The following is a 14,649-nucleotide window of genomic DNA, read 5'->3' on the forward strand; positions in this document are numbered from 1 at the left end:
ATCGCGCCTCGGGAGGTGGAGTGGGCTTTCTGTAGGAGCGTGCTTGCTCGCAAAAATCGTCAACGATGACGCGGGCATCCTGAATGCACGCGGTGCTCTCAGGCTTTTCGCGAGCAAGCTCGCTCCTACAGGGTTGGGATCAGGTACGCGGTTGGCGGCGGATAAAGTCGTCGGCGATTTCGTCGAAGGTGACGAAGCGCACGCCGGCATGGCTCTGGATGTGTTCGATCAAGCGCTCGAGCATCAGCAGCACTTGCGGGCGGCCGGACACGTCGGGGTGGATGGTCATGGTGAACACCGCGTGTTCGTGCTCGCGGTAGACCCAGTCGAACTGGTCGCGCCACATCTCCTCGAGGTGGCGCGGGTTGACGAAGCCGTGGCTGTTGGGGGCTTTCTTGATGAACATCATCGGCGGCAGGTCGTCGAGGTACCAGTTGGCCGGGATCTCCACCAGATCGGTTTCTTCGCCGCGCACCAGGGGTTTCATCCAGGTGTCGGGGTGCTGGCTGTAGTCGATCTTGGTCCAGCTGTCGCCCTTGCGTACGTAGTAGGGGTGGAAGTCGTTGTGCATCAGGCTGTGGTCGTACTTGATGCCTTTTTTCAGCAACAGCTCGTTGGTGACCTTGCTGAATTCCCACCACGGCGCGACGTAGCCGGTGGGGCGTTTGCCGGTGACTTGGGTGATCAACTCGATGGATTTATCGAGGACGATTTCTTCCTGCTCGGCGGTCATCGCAATCGGGTTTTCGTGGCTGTAGCCATGCACGCCGATTTCGTGGCCGGCGTCGGCCACGGCCTTCATCTGCTCGGGGAAGGTTTCCATCGAGTGGCCGGGGATAAACCAGGTGGTGCGCAGGCCGTAGCGTTCGAACAGTTTGAGCAGGCGCGGCGCGCCGATTTCACCGGCGAACAGGCCGCGGGAGATGTCGTCGGGCGAGTCTTCGCCGCCGTAGGATCCGAGCCAGCCGGCGACGGCGTCGACGTCGACGCCAAATGCACAGAGGATGTCTTTAGCCATGGTGTGTCTCCTTAAAGGTTGAGGACGGACTCGACGGACAAGGCCGCGCGCAACAGCCGCGCATCTTCTCCGCTCGGGGCGCTGAGCAGCAGCCCGGTGGGCAGGCCCTGGGCATCGCGGCCGCTGGGTAAGCTGATGCCCGGCATGTCGAGAAAACTGCCGGGCATGGTCAGGCGCAGGGTGGCGAGGTTGGTTTTGACGAACAGTTCGTCGTCGGCTTCAAGCGGTGCCAATGCCGGGGCGACATGGGCGACGGTGGGGGTGATCAGGATCGCGCCGTCAAGCGCGTCGAGCAGTTGCTGTTGCAGGCGGCGGCGTGCGTCGGTCAGGTGGATCAACTGGCTGGCCGGCAATGTGCGCGCGGCTTCAAGGCGGCGGCGCACACGGGGGTCGAGTTGCTCGGCATCACTGCTGTCGAGCAGGGCCTGGTGCAGGGCGAAGGCTTCGAACGCGCCAAGCCAGCCTTGGTGCTTGATCAGGTCCAGGGTGGCCTGGAACGGGGTGCTTTCACGCTCATCAATCAGCGCACCTTCGGCCTTCAGTCGCTCAACGGCACGCAGCAGGTTGTTGCGCACCGCAGGCTCCACGTCGGCCAGCACGCCTTGTTCCAACACAAAACGCTGCCCTTTCAGGCGGCGGGCACTGTGCTGCCGGGCACGGCCATGGAGCAGGTCGTCGATGGCCAAGGCATCGCGCACGCTGCGGGTCAACGGGCCAAGGCTGTCGAGGGAACGGGCCAGGGGAAACACACCGTCGCGGCTGTAGCGTCGGCTGCTGCTGCGGTACCCCACCAGGCCGTTGAGCGCTGCCGGAATGCGGATGGAGCCTGCGGTGTCGGTGCCCATGGCGATCGGCACGATACCGGCCGCGACCGCCACCGCCGAACCGGACGACGAGCCGCCGGGAATACGCCCCTGGTCGGTGCCATGGGGATTGTGCGGCGTGCCGAAATGCGGGTTCAGGCCCAAACCGGAATAGGCGAGTTCGCTGAGGTTGGTCTTGCCGACACTGACCATCCCGGCACGGCACAACAGGCCCACGCTGGGGGCGTCCAGCAACGCGGCGGGCGCAGTGCGGCGGTAGGCGGCACCGGCGGTGGTGATGCTGCCGGCCACATCGAACAGGTCTTTCCAGGCCAGGGGCACGCCATCGAACACGCTCAAGGGCTGGCCGGCACGCCACCGGGCGGCGGACGCTTCGGCTTCACGGCAGGCGCGTTCGGCGGTCAGGGCAATAAATACGCTGGTCGAGCGGCTCGCTTGATCGAGTGCCTGCTCAAGGACTTGCACCGGGTCGCTGCGACCGTTGGCGAAATCCTCGGCCAGTGAAGTGGCGTCTGACATCAGGGAAACCTCATAAAACGTACATATTCATAAAATGTACATTTTACAAAGGCAGCTTTCGTGCCAGTCTCTGCGTAGCGCTCTTGGCGCGATTACGCATTCTTACCCAGAGCTACGGGATAGATGGTGTTGATCGATGGAAAAAAAACGTGCGCCCCGCTTGCGAAGCGCGCCCAATGAAATAATGTATCTTTTATTAATAAGTACATTTTGGTGCAGAAAAGTAACATTCCTACATTCAAGGCCCCAAAAAAGTGCCACCGACGTGGCGCAGAGTGACAGGCGCAACTTATGAGAGAATCCCCGGCCATCGTCCTACATGCCTTTGAGAAATCGATGAAAGCAGTGTCCGCCTCGGCCTCCCGTTACGCGATGATTCACCAGGTGTTGCGCGACGCGATCGTCAATGGCACCGCGCGCCATGGCCTGGTATTGCTCGAAGCGCCCCTGGCCGAGCTGTTCGGCACCAGCCGCGTGCCGGTGCGCAAGGCGCTGGACCTGCTGCACGCTGAAGGCTTGATCTGCCGCTTCAACGGCCGGGGTTACCTGATCAACCCCGAAGGCCTGACCATGGAGCCGCTGCGCCTGCCCCTGAGCCATGCGCACCTGGGCCTCAATGGCGAGGCCGAACTGGTGGACACCCGGCCGCTGGGCGAGCGCATCGTCGAGGAAATCGGCGCGGCGCTGTCCACCTGCATCGCCTTTGGCCATTACCGCCTGGATGAGCAAGCCGCCGCCGACCACTACGGCGTCAGCCGCGCGGTGGTGCGTGAAGCGCTGATGCGCCTGCGCGACCGCGGCCTGGTGGAAAAAGAGCCCTATTCCCAATGGTTGGCGGGGCCCTTGACCGCGCGGGAAGTCACCGAAGATTATGAACTGCGCGCCTGCCTCGAACCCGAAGCCCTGCGCCAGAGTGCCCCGAACCTCGACCGCGACATGCTGGAAGCCATGCTGCAGCGCGTGCTGGATGCCCAGGACAGTCCCCAGTGCAGCCTGGAAGCCATCGAGCAGATCGAAGAGGACCTGCACCAGCGCTGCCTGGCCGGCCTGCAGAACCGCAAGATTGCCGCGCTGATTCGCCAGGGCCAGAGCCCGATGATCATCAGCCGGATTTTTTACCGATTGCTGGGGATCGGCGCCGATCCGGCGATGCTTGCCGAACATCGCTTGATTCTGGAGCTGCTGCTGCATGGCGCATTCGATGCAGCGGCGTTGAACCTGCGCGAGCATCTGCAACGGGCGCGGCAGCGGATGTTGCAGCGCTTGAAAGTCCTGTCGGTGCTGCCAGAGCAGCCACTCCCCGCTTACCTCCACAAAATCAGCTGACCCATATTGACCAATGTCGCCGCAGTAATTTCCTGCAATATGTTGCTATCTCACCCCCACCATTGAAACCACTGCTACCCCGCCCCATCTAAGCTGCATACTTCCTGATGCAGGTGCCCCATGAGCGACCAGCAAGAATTCCCTGATTACGACCTCAACGATTACGCCGACCCCGAAAACGCTGAAACCCCTTCGTCCAATACCGGCCTGGCCCTGCCTGGGCAAAACCTGCCGGACAAGGTCTACATCATCCCGATCCACAATCGGCCCTTCTTCCCGGCACAAGTGCTGCCGGTGATCGTCAACGAAGAGCCGTGGGCCGAGACCCTGGAGCTGGTGAGCAAATCCGACCACCACTCCCTGGCCTTGTTCTTCATGGACACACCACCCGAAGACCCGCGCCATTTCGACACCTCGAGCCTGCCGCTGTACGGCACCCTGGTGAAGGTGCACCACGCCAGCCGCGAGAACGGCAAGCTGCAATTCGTCGCCCAGGGCCTGACCCGCGTGCGCATCAAGACCTGGCTCAAGCACCATCGCCCACCGTACCTGGTGGAAGTGGAATACCCGCACCAGCCGAGCGAGCCGACCGACGAGGTCAAGGCCTACGGCATGGCGCTGATCAATGCGATCAAGGAACTGCTGCCGCTCAACCCGCTGTACAGCGAAGAGCTGAAGAACTACCTCAACCGCTTCAGCCCCAACGACCCGTCGCCCCTCACCGACTTCGCCGCCGCGCTGACCTCGGCCACCGGGAACGAGCTGCAGGAAGTGCTGGACTGCGTGCCGATGCTCAAACGCATGGAAAAAGTCCTGCCGATGCTGCGCAAGGAGGTGGAAGTCGCGCGCCTGCAAAAAGAACTCTCCGCCGAGGTGAACCGCAAGATCGGCGAGCACCAGCGCGAGTTCTTCCTCAAGGAACAGCTCAAGGTCATCCAGCAGGAACTGGGCTTGACCAAGGACGACCGCAGCGCCGACGTCGAGCAGTTCGAGCAACGCCTGGAAGGCAAGGTGCTGCCGGCCCAGGCGAAAAAACGTATCGATGAAGAACTGAACAAACTGTCGATCCTCGAAACCGGCTCGCCGGAATACGCCGTCACGCGCAATTACCTGGACTGGGCCACCTCGGTGCCCTGGGGCGTGTATGGCGAGGACAAACTCGACCTCAAGCACGCACGCAAGGTGCTGGACAAGCACCATGCCGGCCTGGATGACATCAAGAGCCGCATCCTCGAGTTCCTCGCGGTGGGCGCCTATAAAGGTGAGGTCGCTGGCTCCATCGTGCTGCTGGTGGGCCCGCCGGGCGTGGGCAAGACCAGCGTGGGCAAGTCCATCGCCGAGTCCCTCGGGCGGCCGTTCTATCGCTTCAGCGTCGGCGGCATGCGCGACGAGGCCGAGATCAAGGGCCATCGCCGCACCTACATCGGCGCCCTGCCGGGCAAGCTGGTGCAGGCGCTCAAGGATGTGGAAGTGATGAACCCGGTGATCATGCTCGACGAGATCGACAAGATGGGCCAGAGCTTCCAGGGCGATCCGGCTTCGGCACTCCTGGAAACCCTCGACCCGGAGCAGAACGTCGAATTCCTCGACCACTACCTCGACCTGCGCCTGGACCTGTCCAAGGTGCTGTTCGTGTGCACCGCCAACACCCTGGACTCGATCCCCGGCCCGCTGCTGGACCGTATGGAAGTGATTCGCCTGTCGGGCTATATCACCGAAGAAAAAGTCGCCATCGCCAAACGCCACCTGTGGCCAAAGCAGCTGGAAAAAGCCGGCGTGTCGAAAAACAGCCTGAGCATCAGTGACGGCGCCCTGCGCGCACTGATCGACGGGTACGCCCGTGAAGCCGGGGTGCGCCAGCTGGAGAAACAACTGGGCAAACTGGTGCGCAAGGCGGTGGTCAAGCTGCTGGACGCGCCGAACTCGGTGATCAAGATCGGCAACAAGGACCTGGAAAGCTCCCTCGGCATGCCGGTGTTCCGCAACGAACAGGTGTTGTCGGGTACCGGTGTGATCACCGGCCTGGCCTGGACCAGCATGGGTGGCGCTACGTTGCCGATCGAGGCGACCCGCATCCACACCCTCAATCGCGGCTTCAAACTCACCGGGCAGTTGGGTGAGGTGATGAAAGAGTCCGCCGAAATCGCCTACAGCTACATCAGCTCAAACCTGAAGTCGTTTGGCGGCGACCCGAAGTTCTTCGACGAAGCCTTCGTACACTTGCACGTACCGGAAGGCGCCACGCCGAAGGACGGCCCGAGCGCCGGGGTGACCATGGCCAGTGCGCTGCTGTCCCTGGCGCGCAATCAAGCGCCGAAAAAAGGCGTGGCCATGACCGGTGAACTGACGTTGACCGGGCATGTGCTGCCAATTGGCGGCGTGCGCGAGAAGGTGATTGCGGCGCGGCGCCAGAAAATCCACGAGCTGATTCTGCCGGAGCCGAACCGTGGCAGTTTTGAAGAGTTGCCGGAGTACCTGAAGGAAGGCATGACGGTGCACTTTGCCAAGCGCTTTGCGGATGTGGCGAAGGTGCTCTTCTGATACCTCATTAGCCCGAGTGGGCCCTTGTGGCGAGCAGGCTTGCCCTGCTCACCACAAGGGGCACCCGGCAGCCCTCTTGTCACACCTTGTCTCATCTTCGGTTATGCTCGGTCTTCGTCGCCAAACAACGGAGCCCCCATGACCGCTGCCCGCCTGCTTCTCCCCCTGAGCCTTTGCCTGCTCGCCGCCTGTGCCAGTGCGCCGAAGCAAAACGTCACCGTGGACAACCAGAGCGCCTGCCCGCTGCAACTCAAGACCGGGCAAAACCTGATCCTCACTCTGCCGAGCAACCCCACTACCGGCTACCGCTGGGCCATCCAGGATTCCGCCGGCGGCGTATTGCGGGCCCTGGGCCCCGAGGTGTACAGCAGCTCGGAATCCGGTGTGATCGGCGGCGGCGGCCAGTCCACCTGGCGCTTCCAGGCATTCACGGCCGGCCAGGGGCGGTTGCGCCTGACCTCCCAGCAACCCTGGGAACCGGAAGCCGAACCCGCCGAGACCTTCGATTGCGCCATTACGGTGAACTGATATGCCATGGCTGATTCTTGCGTTGATGGGCGCAGGCACGTTTATCTACGGCCTGAGCACCCATGCCACGTTGCTGTGCCTGCTGGTCAAGCCGCTGCCGGTGCTGGCGCTGCTGGGCTGGCTGCATGATGCGCCGCCGACCGACTATCGACGCTGGATCAGCCTCGGGCTGATTTTCTCCCTGGTCGGCGATGTATTGCTGGCCTGGCCGGGCGACCTGTTTATCTTCGGCCTCGGCGCCTTCCTGTTTGCCCACCTGGCTTATCTCAAAGCCTATTTCAGCGACTGCCGCCGTCTGGCGCTGCTGCCGTTGGTATTAGCGCTGGGCGTGGGCGCGATCTTGCTGGGCATCCTGATTTCCCACGGCCTTGGTGAACTGCTGGTACCGGTGGTGGTTTACGCACTGGTGATCAGCGCCATGCTCTGGCGCGCGCTGGCACGCGTGGGCAGCGATGTACCGAAACGCTCGGCGCTGCTGGCGGCGGCGGGCGCGGTGTCGTTTGTGTTTTCCGACACGCTGATCGGTATCAATCGGTTTGTGCTGTCGTTCGACGCCGCGCCGTATTTGTTGATCGTCACGTACTGGCTCGGACAGTGGGGCATCACCGCCTCGGCTTTCCATCAGACAACCCGCGCACACGAGGGCCAACTTGGCTAAAATGCCGGCCTTTCCCCTTCGTCGCCGGAACAACCGTGAGCAAAGAACCCGATCGCCTATTCGCCCAGCCCCTGCCCCAGGTGCCGGACTTCGCCTTTAACGAGGACGTGGTGCGGGTGTTCCCGGACATGATCAAGCGTTCGGTGCCCGGTTACCCGACGATTGTCGAAAACCTCGGCGTGCTTGCGGCGCAGTTTGCCCAACCGCACAGCGTGCTCTACGACCTGGGCTCGTCCCTGGGCGCGGTGACCCAGGCCTTGCGCCGTCATGTGCGCACCGACGGTTGCCGCGTGATCGCGGTGGATAACTCGGCGGCCATGGTCGAGCGCTGCCGCGAATACCTCAATGGCCAGGACTCGATGTTCCAGGAGCTGCTGCCGGTGGAGGTGATCGAGGGCGACATCCTCGCGCTGCAGTTCCAGCCGGCCTCGGTGGTGGCGTTGAACTTCACCCTGCAATTCATCGCCCCGGATGAGCGCCTGGCGTTGCTCGGGCGTATCCGCCAGTCGTTATTGCCCGGCGGCGCACTGATCCTTTCGGAAAAGCTGCGCTTCAATGACCTGGAAGAGCATGCGCTGCTCACCGACCTGCATATCGCGTTCAAACGCGCCAACGGCTACAGCGAACTGGAAATCGCCCAGAAGCGCAGCGCCATCGAAAACGTCATGAAGCCCGACAGCCTCGAAGAACACCGCGAACGCCTGCTGGCGGCCGGGTTCTCGAAAGTCGTGCCGTGGTTCCAGTGTCTTAACTTTGCCTCGTTGATTGCCTTGCCATGATTGATCTGTCCCCCCTCGCCCGCCATCTGGTCGGCACCCCGCTGGCCGTATGGGCCCAAGGCCTGCAAGCGCAGCTCGATAGCAAGATGGAAAAGGGTCATGGCGACCTGGAGCGTTGGCAGAGTGCCCTGGACGCGCTGCCAAGGATCCAGCCCAGCAAAGTCGACTTGCTCAATGGCCTGGTGCTGGACACCGATTGCGACGACGCCACCCGCGCGCAGATGCACACCGCGCTGATGGGCTTGAGCCCGTGGCGCAAGGGCCCGTTCCACCTGTTCGGCGTGCATGTGGACACCGAATGGCGCTCGGACTGGAAATGGTCGCGTGTGGCCCCGCACCTGGACCTGAAGGGCAAGCGTATTCTCGATGTCGGTTGCGGCAACGGTTACTACATGTGGCGCATGCTCGGCGCCGGGGCCGACAGCGTGATTGGCGTCGACCCTAACTGGCTGTTCTTCTGCCAGTTCCAGGCCGTACAGCGTTACCTGTCCGAACCCAAGGCCTGGCACCTGCCGTTCCCGTTTGAAGACTTGCCGGCAAACCTGGAAGGCTTCGACACGGTGTTCTCCATGGGGGTGTTCTATCACCGCCGTTCGCCCATCGAACATCTGCTGGCGCTGAAGGACACCTTGGTCAAGGGCGGCGAACTGGTCCTGGAAACCCTGGTGGTGGAAGGCGATCAGCAACAGGTGCTGGTGCCGGAAGACCGTTATGCGCAGATGCGTAACGTGTGGTTCCTGCCGTCGGTGCCGGCACTGATGCTGTGGCTGCGGCGTGCCGGGTTCAGTGATGTGAGGTGCGTGGATGTGAGCGTGACCACGGTGGAGGAACAGCGCGGAACGGAGTGGATGAAGTATCAATCCCTCAGCGACTTCCTCGATCCGCAGGATCACAGCAAGACGATTGAAGGGCTGCCGGCGCCGATGCGGGCGGTCATCATCGCTAAAAAGTAAGCCCCCAAGCTCCCTGAAAAAATGAAGTGTTCTTTAGAGCGGGGGCTTGGCTCGACGGGCCTTGAAGAATTCGCTCAACACCGTCCCGCACTCCTCGGCCAGCACACCGCCTTCAAACAACACCCGATGGTTCAGAAAGCCCTGGGTAAAGAACTGTCCCTGGCTTTGCACGATCCCCGCTTTCGGCTCCAACGCGCCATACACCACCCGCGCAATCCGCGAATGCACGATCAGCCCGGCGCACATGCTGCACGGTTCCAGGGTCACGTACAGCGTACTGCCCGGCAGGCGGTAGTTGCTGACAGCCTGCGCGGCGGCGCGGATGGCGACCATTTCGGCGTGGGCACTGGGGTCATTGCCGCTGATCGGGCAGTTGAAGCCGCGACCGATGATGTCACCGTCCTGCACCAGCACCGCGCCCACCGGCACTTCGCCCAGCGCCGCGCCCTGGGCGGCAAGGGCCAGGGCTTCGCGCATGAAATCCTGGTCGCGGCTGCGGTCGATGATCGCCGTGGGGCGAAACTGGCGCATCACGCCACCTCGATGGCGGCCATCAGGCCGGTTTCCATATGGTCGATCACGTGGCAGTGGAACATCCACACCCCGGGGTTATCCGCCACCAAGGCCACGCGGGCGCGTTCGTTCTTGCCCAGCAGGTAAGTGTCGGTGAAATACGGGATCACCTTGTGGCGGTTCGAGGCGATCACCTTGAAACTCATGCCGTGCAGGTGGATCGGGTGCTGGTACTGGGTCATGTTCTTCAATTCGAAAATGTAGCTCTTGCCTTTTTCCAGCTTGGCAATCGGGCGGTCGGCGCAGGTCTTGTCGGTGATGTCCCAGGCCTGGCCGTTGATCTGCCAGAGGCTCGGCGGCTTGCCATTATCGACATTCACCGACACTGAACCGACCCACTCGAAATTGAAGTTGAGTTTCTCCGCATTGGCCAGGTCCGGCTCGGCAATCGGGTTGGCGGGCAATGCCGGTGGCCATTCGGTCGGTGCGTCGGTGTTGGCGACTGAGCGGAAAGTGCCCAGGCGCACCGGGCCGTTACGGATCGACAGTTCTTCACCCGCCGGCGGCGCCTTGATTGCCAGGCAGATGCGCATGCCCGGACCCAGCCAGTATTCCTTGCCCAGCGGGCGTGGTTCGACGGGGTTGCCGTCCAGGGCGTAGATCTGCGCTTCGACGTCGGGGATGTTGATGCGATAGGTCAGGGTGTTGTCGAGGTTGAGCAGGCGCACACGGGTGATCTGCCCGGCAGGCAGGTCGATCACCGCCTGGGATACGCCATTGATGGTCGACAACCGCCCGGCCGTACCGCCGCGCGCGGCCTCACGGGGAATGCTGAAGGCGACAAAGGCGCCCTCTTCGTCCACATGCCAGCTCTTCAGGCTCAGGGTGCGCTCGTGCTTGAACCCTGTGGGTTCGCGTTCTTCGATGATCAGCGGGCCGACCAGGCCGCGGCCGAGTTCTTCGCTGCTGTTCACATGGGGGTGATACCAGTAGCTGCCGGCGTCGGGCACGCGGAATGTGTAGTCGAAGTATTCGCCGGGCAGCACTGGCAATTGCGAGACGTAGGGTACGCCGTCCATTTCCAGCGGCAGGCGAATGCCGTGCCAGTGGATCGTGGTAGCGACCGGCAGGTGGTTGATAAAGCGCACCCGCAGCCACTCACCCTGGCGCACGCGCAACTCGGTGCCCGGTGCCGAAGGGCCGAAGGCCCAGGCCTGGGTCTTGTGCCCCGGCACCAGTTCTACGTCGAGCGGCGCGGCGATCAGTTCGTAATCATGCCCCGCTTCGGCTTCGGCGACTTTCCCCAGCCAGTAGCGGTAGGCGCCACCGGCACCGATGCCCACTACGGCCAGGCCGGCAAGACCACCCAGGATTTGTCGACGGGAAAAGGATCGGGACACAACAACCTCACGTATCTGCCGCAGGCGCAGGGCCTGCAAAGGGCGGATACGATACACCTGCATTGGCTAAACAGTAAGGCTTCGCATTGCCGCAGTTGCTGATTTCATTGGGTCGCGGGGCGAGCACGCTTTTTGTAACAAAGAGCTTGTCGTGCCGAGCACGCTTTTTGTGGTGAGCGGGCTTGCCCCGCGTTGGGCTGCGCAGCAGCCGCAGTTCAATCGCCGCCGGGTGTCAGGGAGACCGGAATCGCAGGTTTCAGGGCCGCTTCGCAGCCCAACGCGGGGCAAGCCCGCTCACTACAGGAAGCACAGCAGAGCTTGCGCTGCGGCATCAGGCCTTGGCAGCAGCCAGAATCAGCGCTTTCATCTCGGCCACCGCGCCTTTGAAACCGACGAACAGCGCGTGGGCCACCAGCGCGTGGCCGATGTTCAGCTCGTTGATGCCCTTGATCGCGGCCACGGCTTCGACGTTGTGGTAGTGCAGGCCGTGGCCGGCATTGACGATCAGGCCTTCATTAAGGCCGCAGTTCACACCGTCAATGATGCGCTGCAGTTCATCCGCCACTTCGGTCGGTGTGGTGGCGTCGGCGTACCGGCCGGTGTGCAGTTCGATGGCCGGCGCGCCGACACGGCGGGACGCTTCGATCTGACGCTCGTCGGCGTCGATGAACAGCGAGACTTCGCTGCCGATCTTCGACAGCCGCTCCACGGCGGCCTTGATCCGCGCTTCCTGGCCAGCCACGTCGAGGCCGCCTTCGGTGGTCAGTTCCTGGCGGGTTTCCGGGACCAGGCAGATGTGCGCCGGGCGAATACGCTCGGCGAAGGCCATCATTTCTTCGGTGACGCCCATCTCGAAGTTCATGCGGGTTTGCAGCACGTCCTTGAGCAGCAGCACATCGCGCTCCTGGATGTGGCGGCGGTCTTCGCGCAGGTGCACGGTGATGCCGTCGGCACCCGCTTCTTCGGCGTCCAGCGCAGCCTTGACCGGGTCAGGGTAACGGGTGCCCCGGGCCTGGCGCAGGGTAGCGACGTGGTCGATGTTGACGCCAAGAAGAATGCGATTGCTGGTGGTCACGGAAGCGCTCCTGAAAAGGGGAAGAAACGCTGCACAGCATACACGGGGATGTCAGGGCTTTCGAAACAACTCGCGACTGACCAACGGCCGTCCGCCCAGGTGCACGGCCAGGGCCTGGCGCATCAAGCGCTTGGCGGCGGACAAGGCGCCCGGTGCAGTCCAGTCGGCTTCACTCATGGCCAGCAGCTCGGTGCCCTGGAACAGCCCCGGTTGCAGCAGGTACACACGCTCCAGACCCGCATCCACCTGCAGGCGATACATGCCGTCGGCGGCGATGGGGTCGCCGTGCAGGTCGTTGTGCAGTTCGAAGCCGTAGCCCAGGTCGTCAAGCAGGCGCCATTCGAAGGCGCGCAACAGCGGCTCCAGGGGGCGGCCCTCGGCCAGGGCCAGCAAGGTGGCGGCGTAGTGATCGAAGACCGCCGGGTGCGGGTCTTCGGCGGGCAACAGGCGGATCAGCAGTTCATTGAGGTAGAGGCCGCTGAACAGTGCATCGCCATTGAGCCAGGCGGACGTGCCGACGCTTTCCAGGCGGCCGACGTTTTTCAGCTCGCCCTTGCCGCGAAACTCCACGTCCAACGCCACGAAAGGTCGCGCCAATGTCCCCGCCTTGCCCCGCGCGCTGCGCAATACCGCGCGCAGACGGCCTTGGGGCGTGAGGAAATCCACCAGCGCGCTGGTCTCGCGGTAGGCGCGGCTGTGCAGCACGTAGGCGAGTTGGCTGGTGGGTGGGGATTGGGACATGGGTTCTCTATCTTGAAAACAACACAAACCTAATGTGGGAGGGGGCTTGCCCCCGATGGCGGTGGCTCAGTCACTTATTTATTAACTGATCCACCGCTATCGGGGGCAAGCCCCCTCCCACATTTTTTGCCCTGCGGTGTCCTTACAGGTCGCCGTAGCCGAGGGAGCGCAGTGCGCGCTCATCATCGGACCAGCCGCCTTTAACCTTCACCCACAGGTTAAGCATGATCTTGGAATCGAACAGCAATTCCATGTCCTTGCGCGCTTCGGTGCCGATGCGCTTGATGCGCTCGCCCTTGTCGCCGATGATGATTTTCTTCTGGCCGTCACGTTCGACGAGGATCAGCGCATGGATATGCAGGGTCTTGCCCTGCTGCTTGAACTCTTCGATTTCGACGGTGATCTGGTACGGCAGCTCGGCGCCCATCTGGCGCATGATTTTCTCACGCACCAGTTCGGCGGCGAGGAAACGGCTGCTGCGGTCGGTGATCTGGTCTTCCGGGAAGAAGTGCTCGTTCTCCGGCAGATAGCCGGCGATCACGCGCTCCAGGGCTTCGAGGTTGTGGCCGTGCTGGGCCGAGATCGGCATGATTTGGGCGTTCGGCAGTTGCTCCTGCAGCCAGCTCAAGTGCGGCATCAGCTCGGCTTTGTCTTCGATACGGTCGGTCTTGTTCAACGCGACGATCAAAGGGCCGGTGACGTACTGCACACGCTCGAGGACCATCTGGTCTTCGTCGGTCCACTTGGTGCGGTCGACCACGAAGATCACCACGTCCACGTCTTTCAACGCCGCCGAGGCCGTTTTGTTCATATAGCGGTTAAGGGCTTTCTCGCCGCCCTTGTGCATGCCCGGGGTGTCGACGTAGACCGCTTGCACGCTGCCTTCGGTCTTGATGCCCAGCATGTTGTGGCGGGTGGTCTGCGGCTTGCGCGAGGTGATTGCAAGCTTCTGGCCGAGGATATGGTTCAGCAGCGTGGACTTGCCCACGTTCGGGCGGCCGACGATGGCAACATAGCCACAGCGTGTTGCGGTTGAATCAGTCATGGCCATTCTCCACGCCCAGGGCAATCAGTGCTGCAGCGGCCGCTACCTGTTCGGCAATACGACGGCTCACACCCTGACCTCGGCTTTTTTCATTCAGTAAGGTGATTTCACATTCCACGAAGAACACGCGGCAATGGGGTTCACCCTGGATATCCACCACTTCGTAGCGTGGCAGGTCGCAACCGCGCGATTGCAGGAACTCCTGCAGGCGGGTCTTCGGATCCTTGTTGGTGTCGACCAGCGTGAGGCTTTCGATCTCGGAGGTCAGCCACGCGGTGACGCGCTCCTTGGCCGCTTCCATGCCGGCATCGAGGTAGATCGCGCCGATCAACGCCTCAAGCGCATCGGCCAGGATCGACTCACGGCGGAACCCGCCGCTCTTCAACTCGCCGGAACCCAGGCGCAGGTACTCACCCAGGCCAAAACCACGGGCCAGTACGGCCAAGGTCTCGCCCTTTACCAGGCGTGCGCGTAAACGCGACAGCTGACCTTCACGGGCTTGGGGGAAGCGCTCGAACAGTGCTTCACCGGCGACGAAATTGAGGATGGCATCACCGAGGAATTCCAGGCGTTCGTTATTACGCCCTGCAAAGCTGCGGTGTGTGAGGGCAAGGACCATCAATTCCTGATCCTTGAAGGTGTAGCCGAGCTGGCGCTCGAGACGACTTAGAGAAACGGTCACGGTTTACCCATATCTGTGTGGTGGCACCGGCGGCCATCGACGATTGA

Annotated in this window: 14 protein-coding genes; 6 read left to right on the top strand and 8 right to left on the bottom strand. The window is 62.7% G+C overall.

The genetic code is table 11. The features are described from left to right. Positions 1 to 139: 139 nt before the first annotated feature. A complete protein-coding gene (locus tag AC07OP_RS04070; RefSeq protein WP_003234086.1) occupies positions 140 to 1,018 on the bottom strand; it encodes a polysaccharide deacetylase family protein in 879 nt (292 codons plus the stop codon). Positions 1,019 to 1,029: 11 nt separating this feature from the next. Beyond that, positions 1,030 to 2,361, bottom strand: a complete 1,332-nt coding sequence (locus tag AC07OP_RS04075) for an amidase (protein WP_495100907.1) — start codon at positions 2,359 to 2,361, stop codon at positions 1,030 to 1,032. A gap of 336 nt (positions 2,362 to 2,697) precedes the next feature. Here AC07OP_RS04075 and AC07OP_RS04080 point away from each other — a divergent pair, with 336 nt between their 5' ends. The 6 genes from AC07OP_RS04080 (at position 2,698) to cmoB (ending at position 9,146) form a co-directional block, all read left to right on the top strand. Further along, positions 2,698 to 3,687: a GntR family transcriptional regulator gene (locus AC07OP_RS04080; protein ID WP_115487680.1), complete on the top strand. Its 990-nt coding sequence runs from the start codon at positions 2,698 to 2,700 to the stop codon at positions 3,685 to 3,687. A gap of 120 nt (positions 3,688 to 3,807) precedes the next feature. After that, positions 3,808 to 6,228 carry an endopeptidase La gene (gene lon / locus AC07OP_RS04085; RefSeq protein ID WP_092487284.1) on the top strand — a complete coding sequence of 807 codons (2,421 nt, stop codon included), beginning with the start codon at positions 3,808 to 3,810 and terminating at the stop codon, positions 6,226 to 6,228. A 138-nt stretch (positions 6,229 to 6,366) separates the two neighbouring features. Next, positions 6,367 to 6,756 (top strand): protease inhibitor I42 family protein, encoded by a 390-nt coding sequence (locus tag AC07OP_RS04090; protein WP_495100906.1) that lies wholly within the window; start codon positions 6,367 to 6,369, stop codon positions 6,754 to 6,756. Between the two features lies 1 nt (position 6,757). Then, positions 6,758 to 7,414 (top strand): lysoplasmalogenase, encoded by a 657-nt coding sequence (locus tag AC07OP_RS04095; protein ID WP_495100905.1) that lies wholly within the window; start codon positions 6,758 to 6,760, stop codon positions 7,412 to 7,414. A gap of 35 nt (positions 7,415 to 7,449) precedes the next feature. Beyond that, positions 7,450 to 8,193 carry a carboxy-S-adenosyl-L-methionine synthase CmoA gene (gene cmoA, locus AC07OP_RS04100; RefSeq protein WP_027604655.1) on the top strand — a complete coding sequence of 248 codons (744 nt, stop codon included), beginning with the start codon at positions 7,450 to 7,452 and terminating at the stop codon, positions 8,191 to 8,193. Next, on the top strand, positions 8,190 to 9,146 hold the full coding sequence (gene cmoB, locus AC07OP_RS04105) for a tRNA 5-methoxyuridine(34)/uridine 5-oxyacetic acid(34) synthase CmoB (protein ID WP_169899443.1): 957 nt from the start codon (positions 8,190 to 8,192) through the stop codon (positions 9,144 to 9,146). Before cmoA ends, cmoB begins: the two co-directional genes overlap by 4 nt. Positions 9,147 to 9,179: 33 nt before the next feature. Here the strand turns inward: cmoB and tadA are convergent, their stop codons facing one another. The 6 genes from tadA to rnc form a co-directional block, all read right to left on the bottom strand. Next, positions 9,180 to 9,677 (bottom strand): tRNA adenosine(34) deaminase TadA, encoded by a 498-nt coding sequence (gene tadA, locus AC07OP_RS04110; RefSeq protein WP_027604657.1) that lies wholly within the window; start codon positions 9,675 to 9,677, stop codon positions 9,180 to 9,182. Beyond that, the gene (locus AC07OP_RS04115) at positions 9,677 to 11,059 is read right to left on the bottom strand and encodes a multicopper oxidase family protein (RefSeq protein ID WP_495100904.1); all 1,383 of its coding nucleotides are present in this window, start codon (positions 11,057 to 11,059) and stop codon (positions 9,677 to 9,679) included. Before AC07OP_RS04115 ends, tadA begins: the two co-directional genes overlap by 1 nt. 331 nt (positions 11,060 to 11,390) lie before the next feature. Continuing rightward, a complete protein-coding gene (gene pdxJ, locus AC07OP_RS04120; RefSeq protein WP_065906925.1) occupies positions 11,391 to 12,134 on the bottom strand; it encodes a pyridoxine 5'-phosphate synthase in 744 nt (247 codons plus the stop codon). A gap of 51 nt (positions 12,135 to 12,185) precedes the next feature. Continuing rightward, a complete protein-coding gene (recO, locus tag AC07OP_RS04125; RefSeq protein ID WP_092356244.1) occupies positions 12,186 to 12,875 on the bottom strand; it encodes a DNA repair protein RecO in 690 nt (229 codons plus the stop codon). A 142-nt stretch (positions 12,876 to 13,017) separates the two neighbouring features. After that, the gene (gene era, locus AC07OP_RS04130) at positions 13,018 to 13,920 is read right to left on the bottom strand and encodes a GTPase Era (RefSeq protein ID WP_027604661.1); all 903 of its coding nucleotides are present in this window, start codon (positions 13,918 to 13,920) and stop codon (positions 13,018 to 13,020) included. Continuing rightward, positions 13,913 to 14,602, bottom strand: coding sequence for a ribonuclease III (gene rnc, locus AC07OP_RS04135; protein WP_027604662.1), 690 nt, complete (start codon positions 14,600 to 14,602; stop codon positions 13,913 to 13,915). The genes era and rnc overlap by 8 nt, the downstream gene beginning before the upstream one ends. Positions 14,603 to 14,649: the final 47 nt, after the last annotated feature.

It is taken from the genome of Pseudomonas sp. GW821-FHT09D08 (assembly GCF_059416305.1).

Excerpts from the sequence above, each read along its gene's own strand:
- AC07OP_RS04070 (WP_003234086.1), bottom strand. The coding sequence starts at position 1,018 with ATGGCTAAAGACATCCTCTGTGCATTTGGCGTCGACGTCGACGCCGTC.
- AC07OP_RS04075 (WP_495100907.1), bottom strand. The coding sequence starts at position 2,361 with ATGTCAGACGCCACTTCACTGGCCGAGGATTTCGCCAACGGTCGCAGC.
- AC07OP_RS04080 (WP_115487680.1), top strand. The coding sequence starts at position 2,698 with ATGAAAGCAGTGTCCGCCTCGGCCTCCCGTTACGCGATGATTCACCAG.
- lon (WP_092487284.1), top strand. The coding sequence starts at position 3,808 with ATGAGCGACCAGCAAGAATTCCCTGATTACGACCTCAACGATTACGCC.
- AC07OP_RS04090 (WP_495100906.1), top strand. The coding sequence starts at position 6,367 with ATGACCGCTGCCCGCCTGCTTCTCCCCCTGAGCCTTTGCCTGCTCGCC.
- AC07OP_RS04095 (WP_495100905.1), top strand. The coding sequence starts at position 6,758 with ATGCCATGGCTGATTCTTGCGTTGATGGGCGCAGGCACGTTTATCTAC.
- cmoB (WP_169899443.1), top strand. The coding sequence starts at position 8,190 with ATGATTGATCTGTCCCCCCTCGCCCGCCATCTGGTCGGCACCCCGCTG.
- tadA (WP_027604657.1), bottom strand. The coding sequence starts at position 9,677 with ATGCGCCAGTTTCGCCCCACGGCGATCATCGACCGCAGCCGCGACCAG.
- recO (WP_092356244.1), bottom strand. The coding sequence starts at position 12,875 with ATGTCCCAATCCCCACCCACCAGCCAACTCGCCTACGTGCTGCACAGC.
- era (WP_027604661.1), bottom strand. The coding sequence starts at position 13,920 with ATGACTGATTCAACCGCAACACGCTGTGGCTATGTTGCCATCGTCGGC.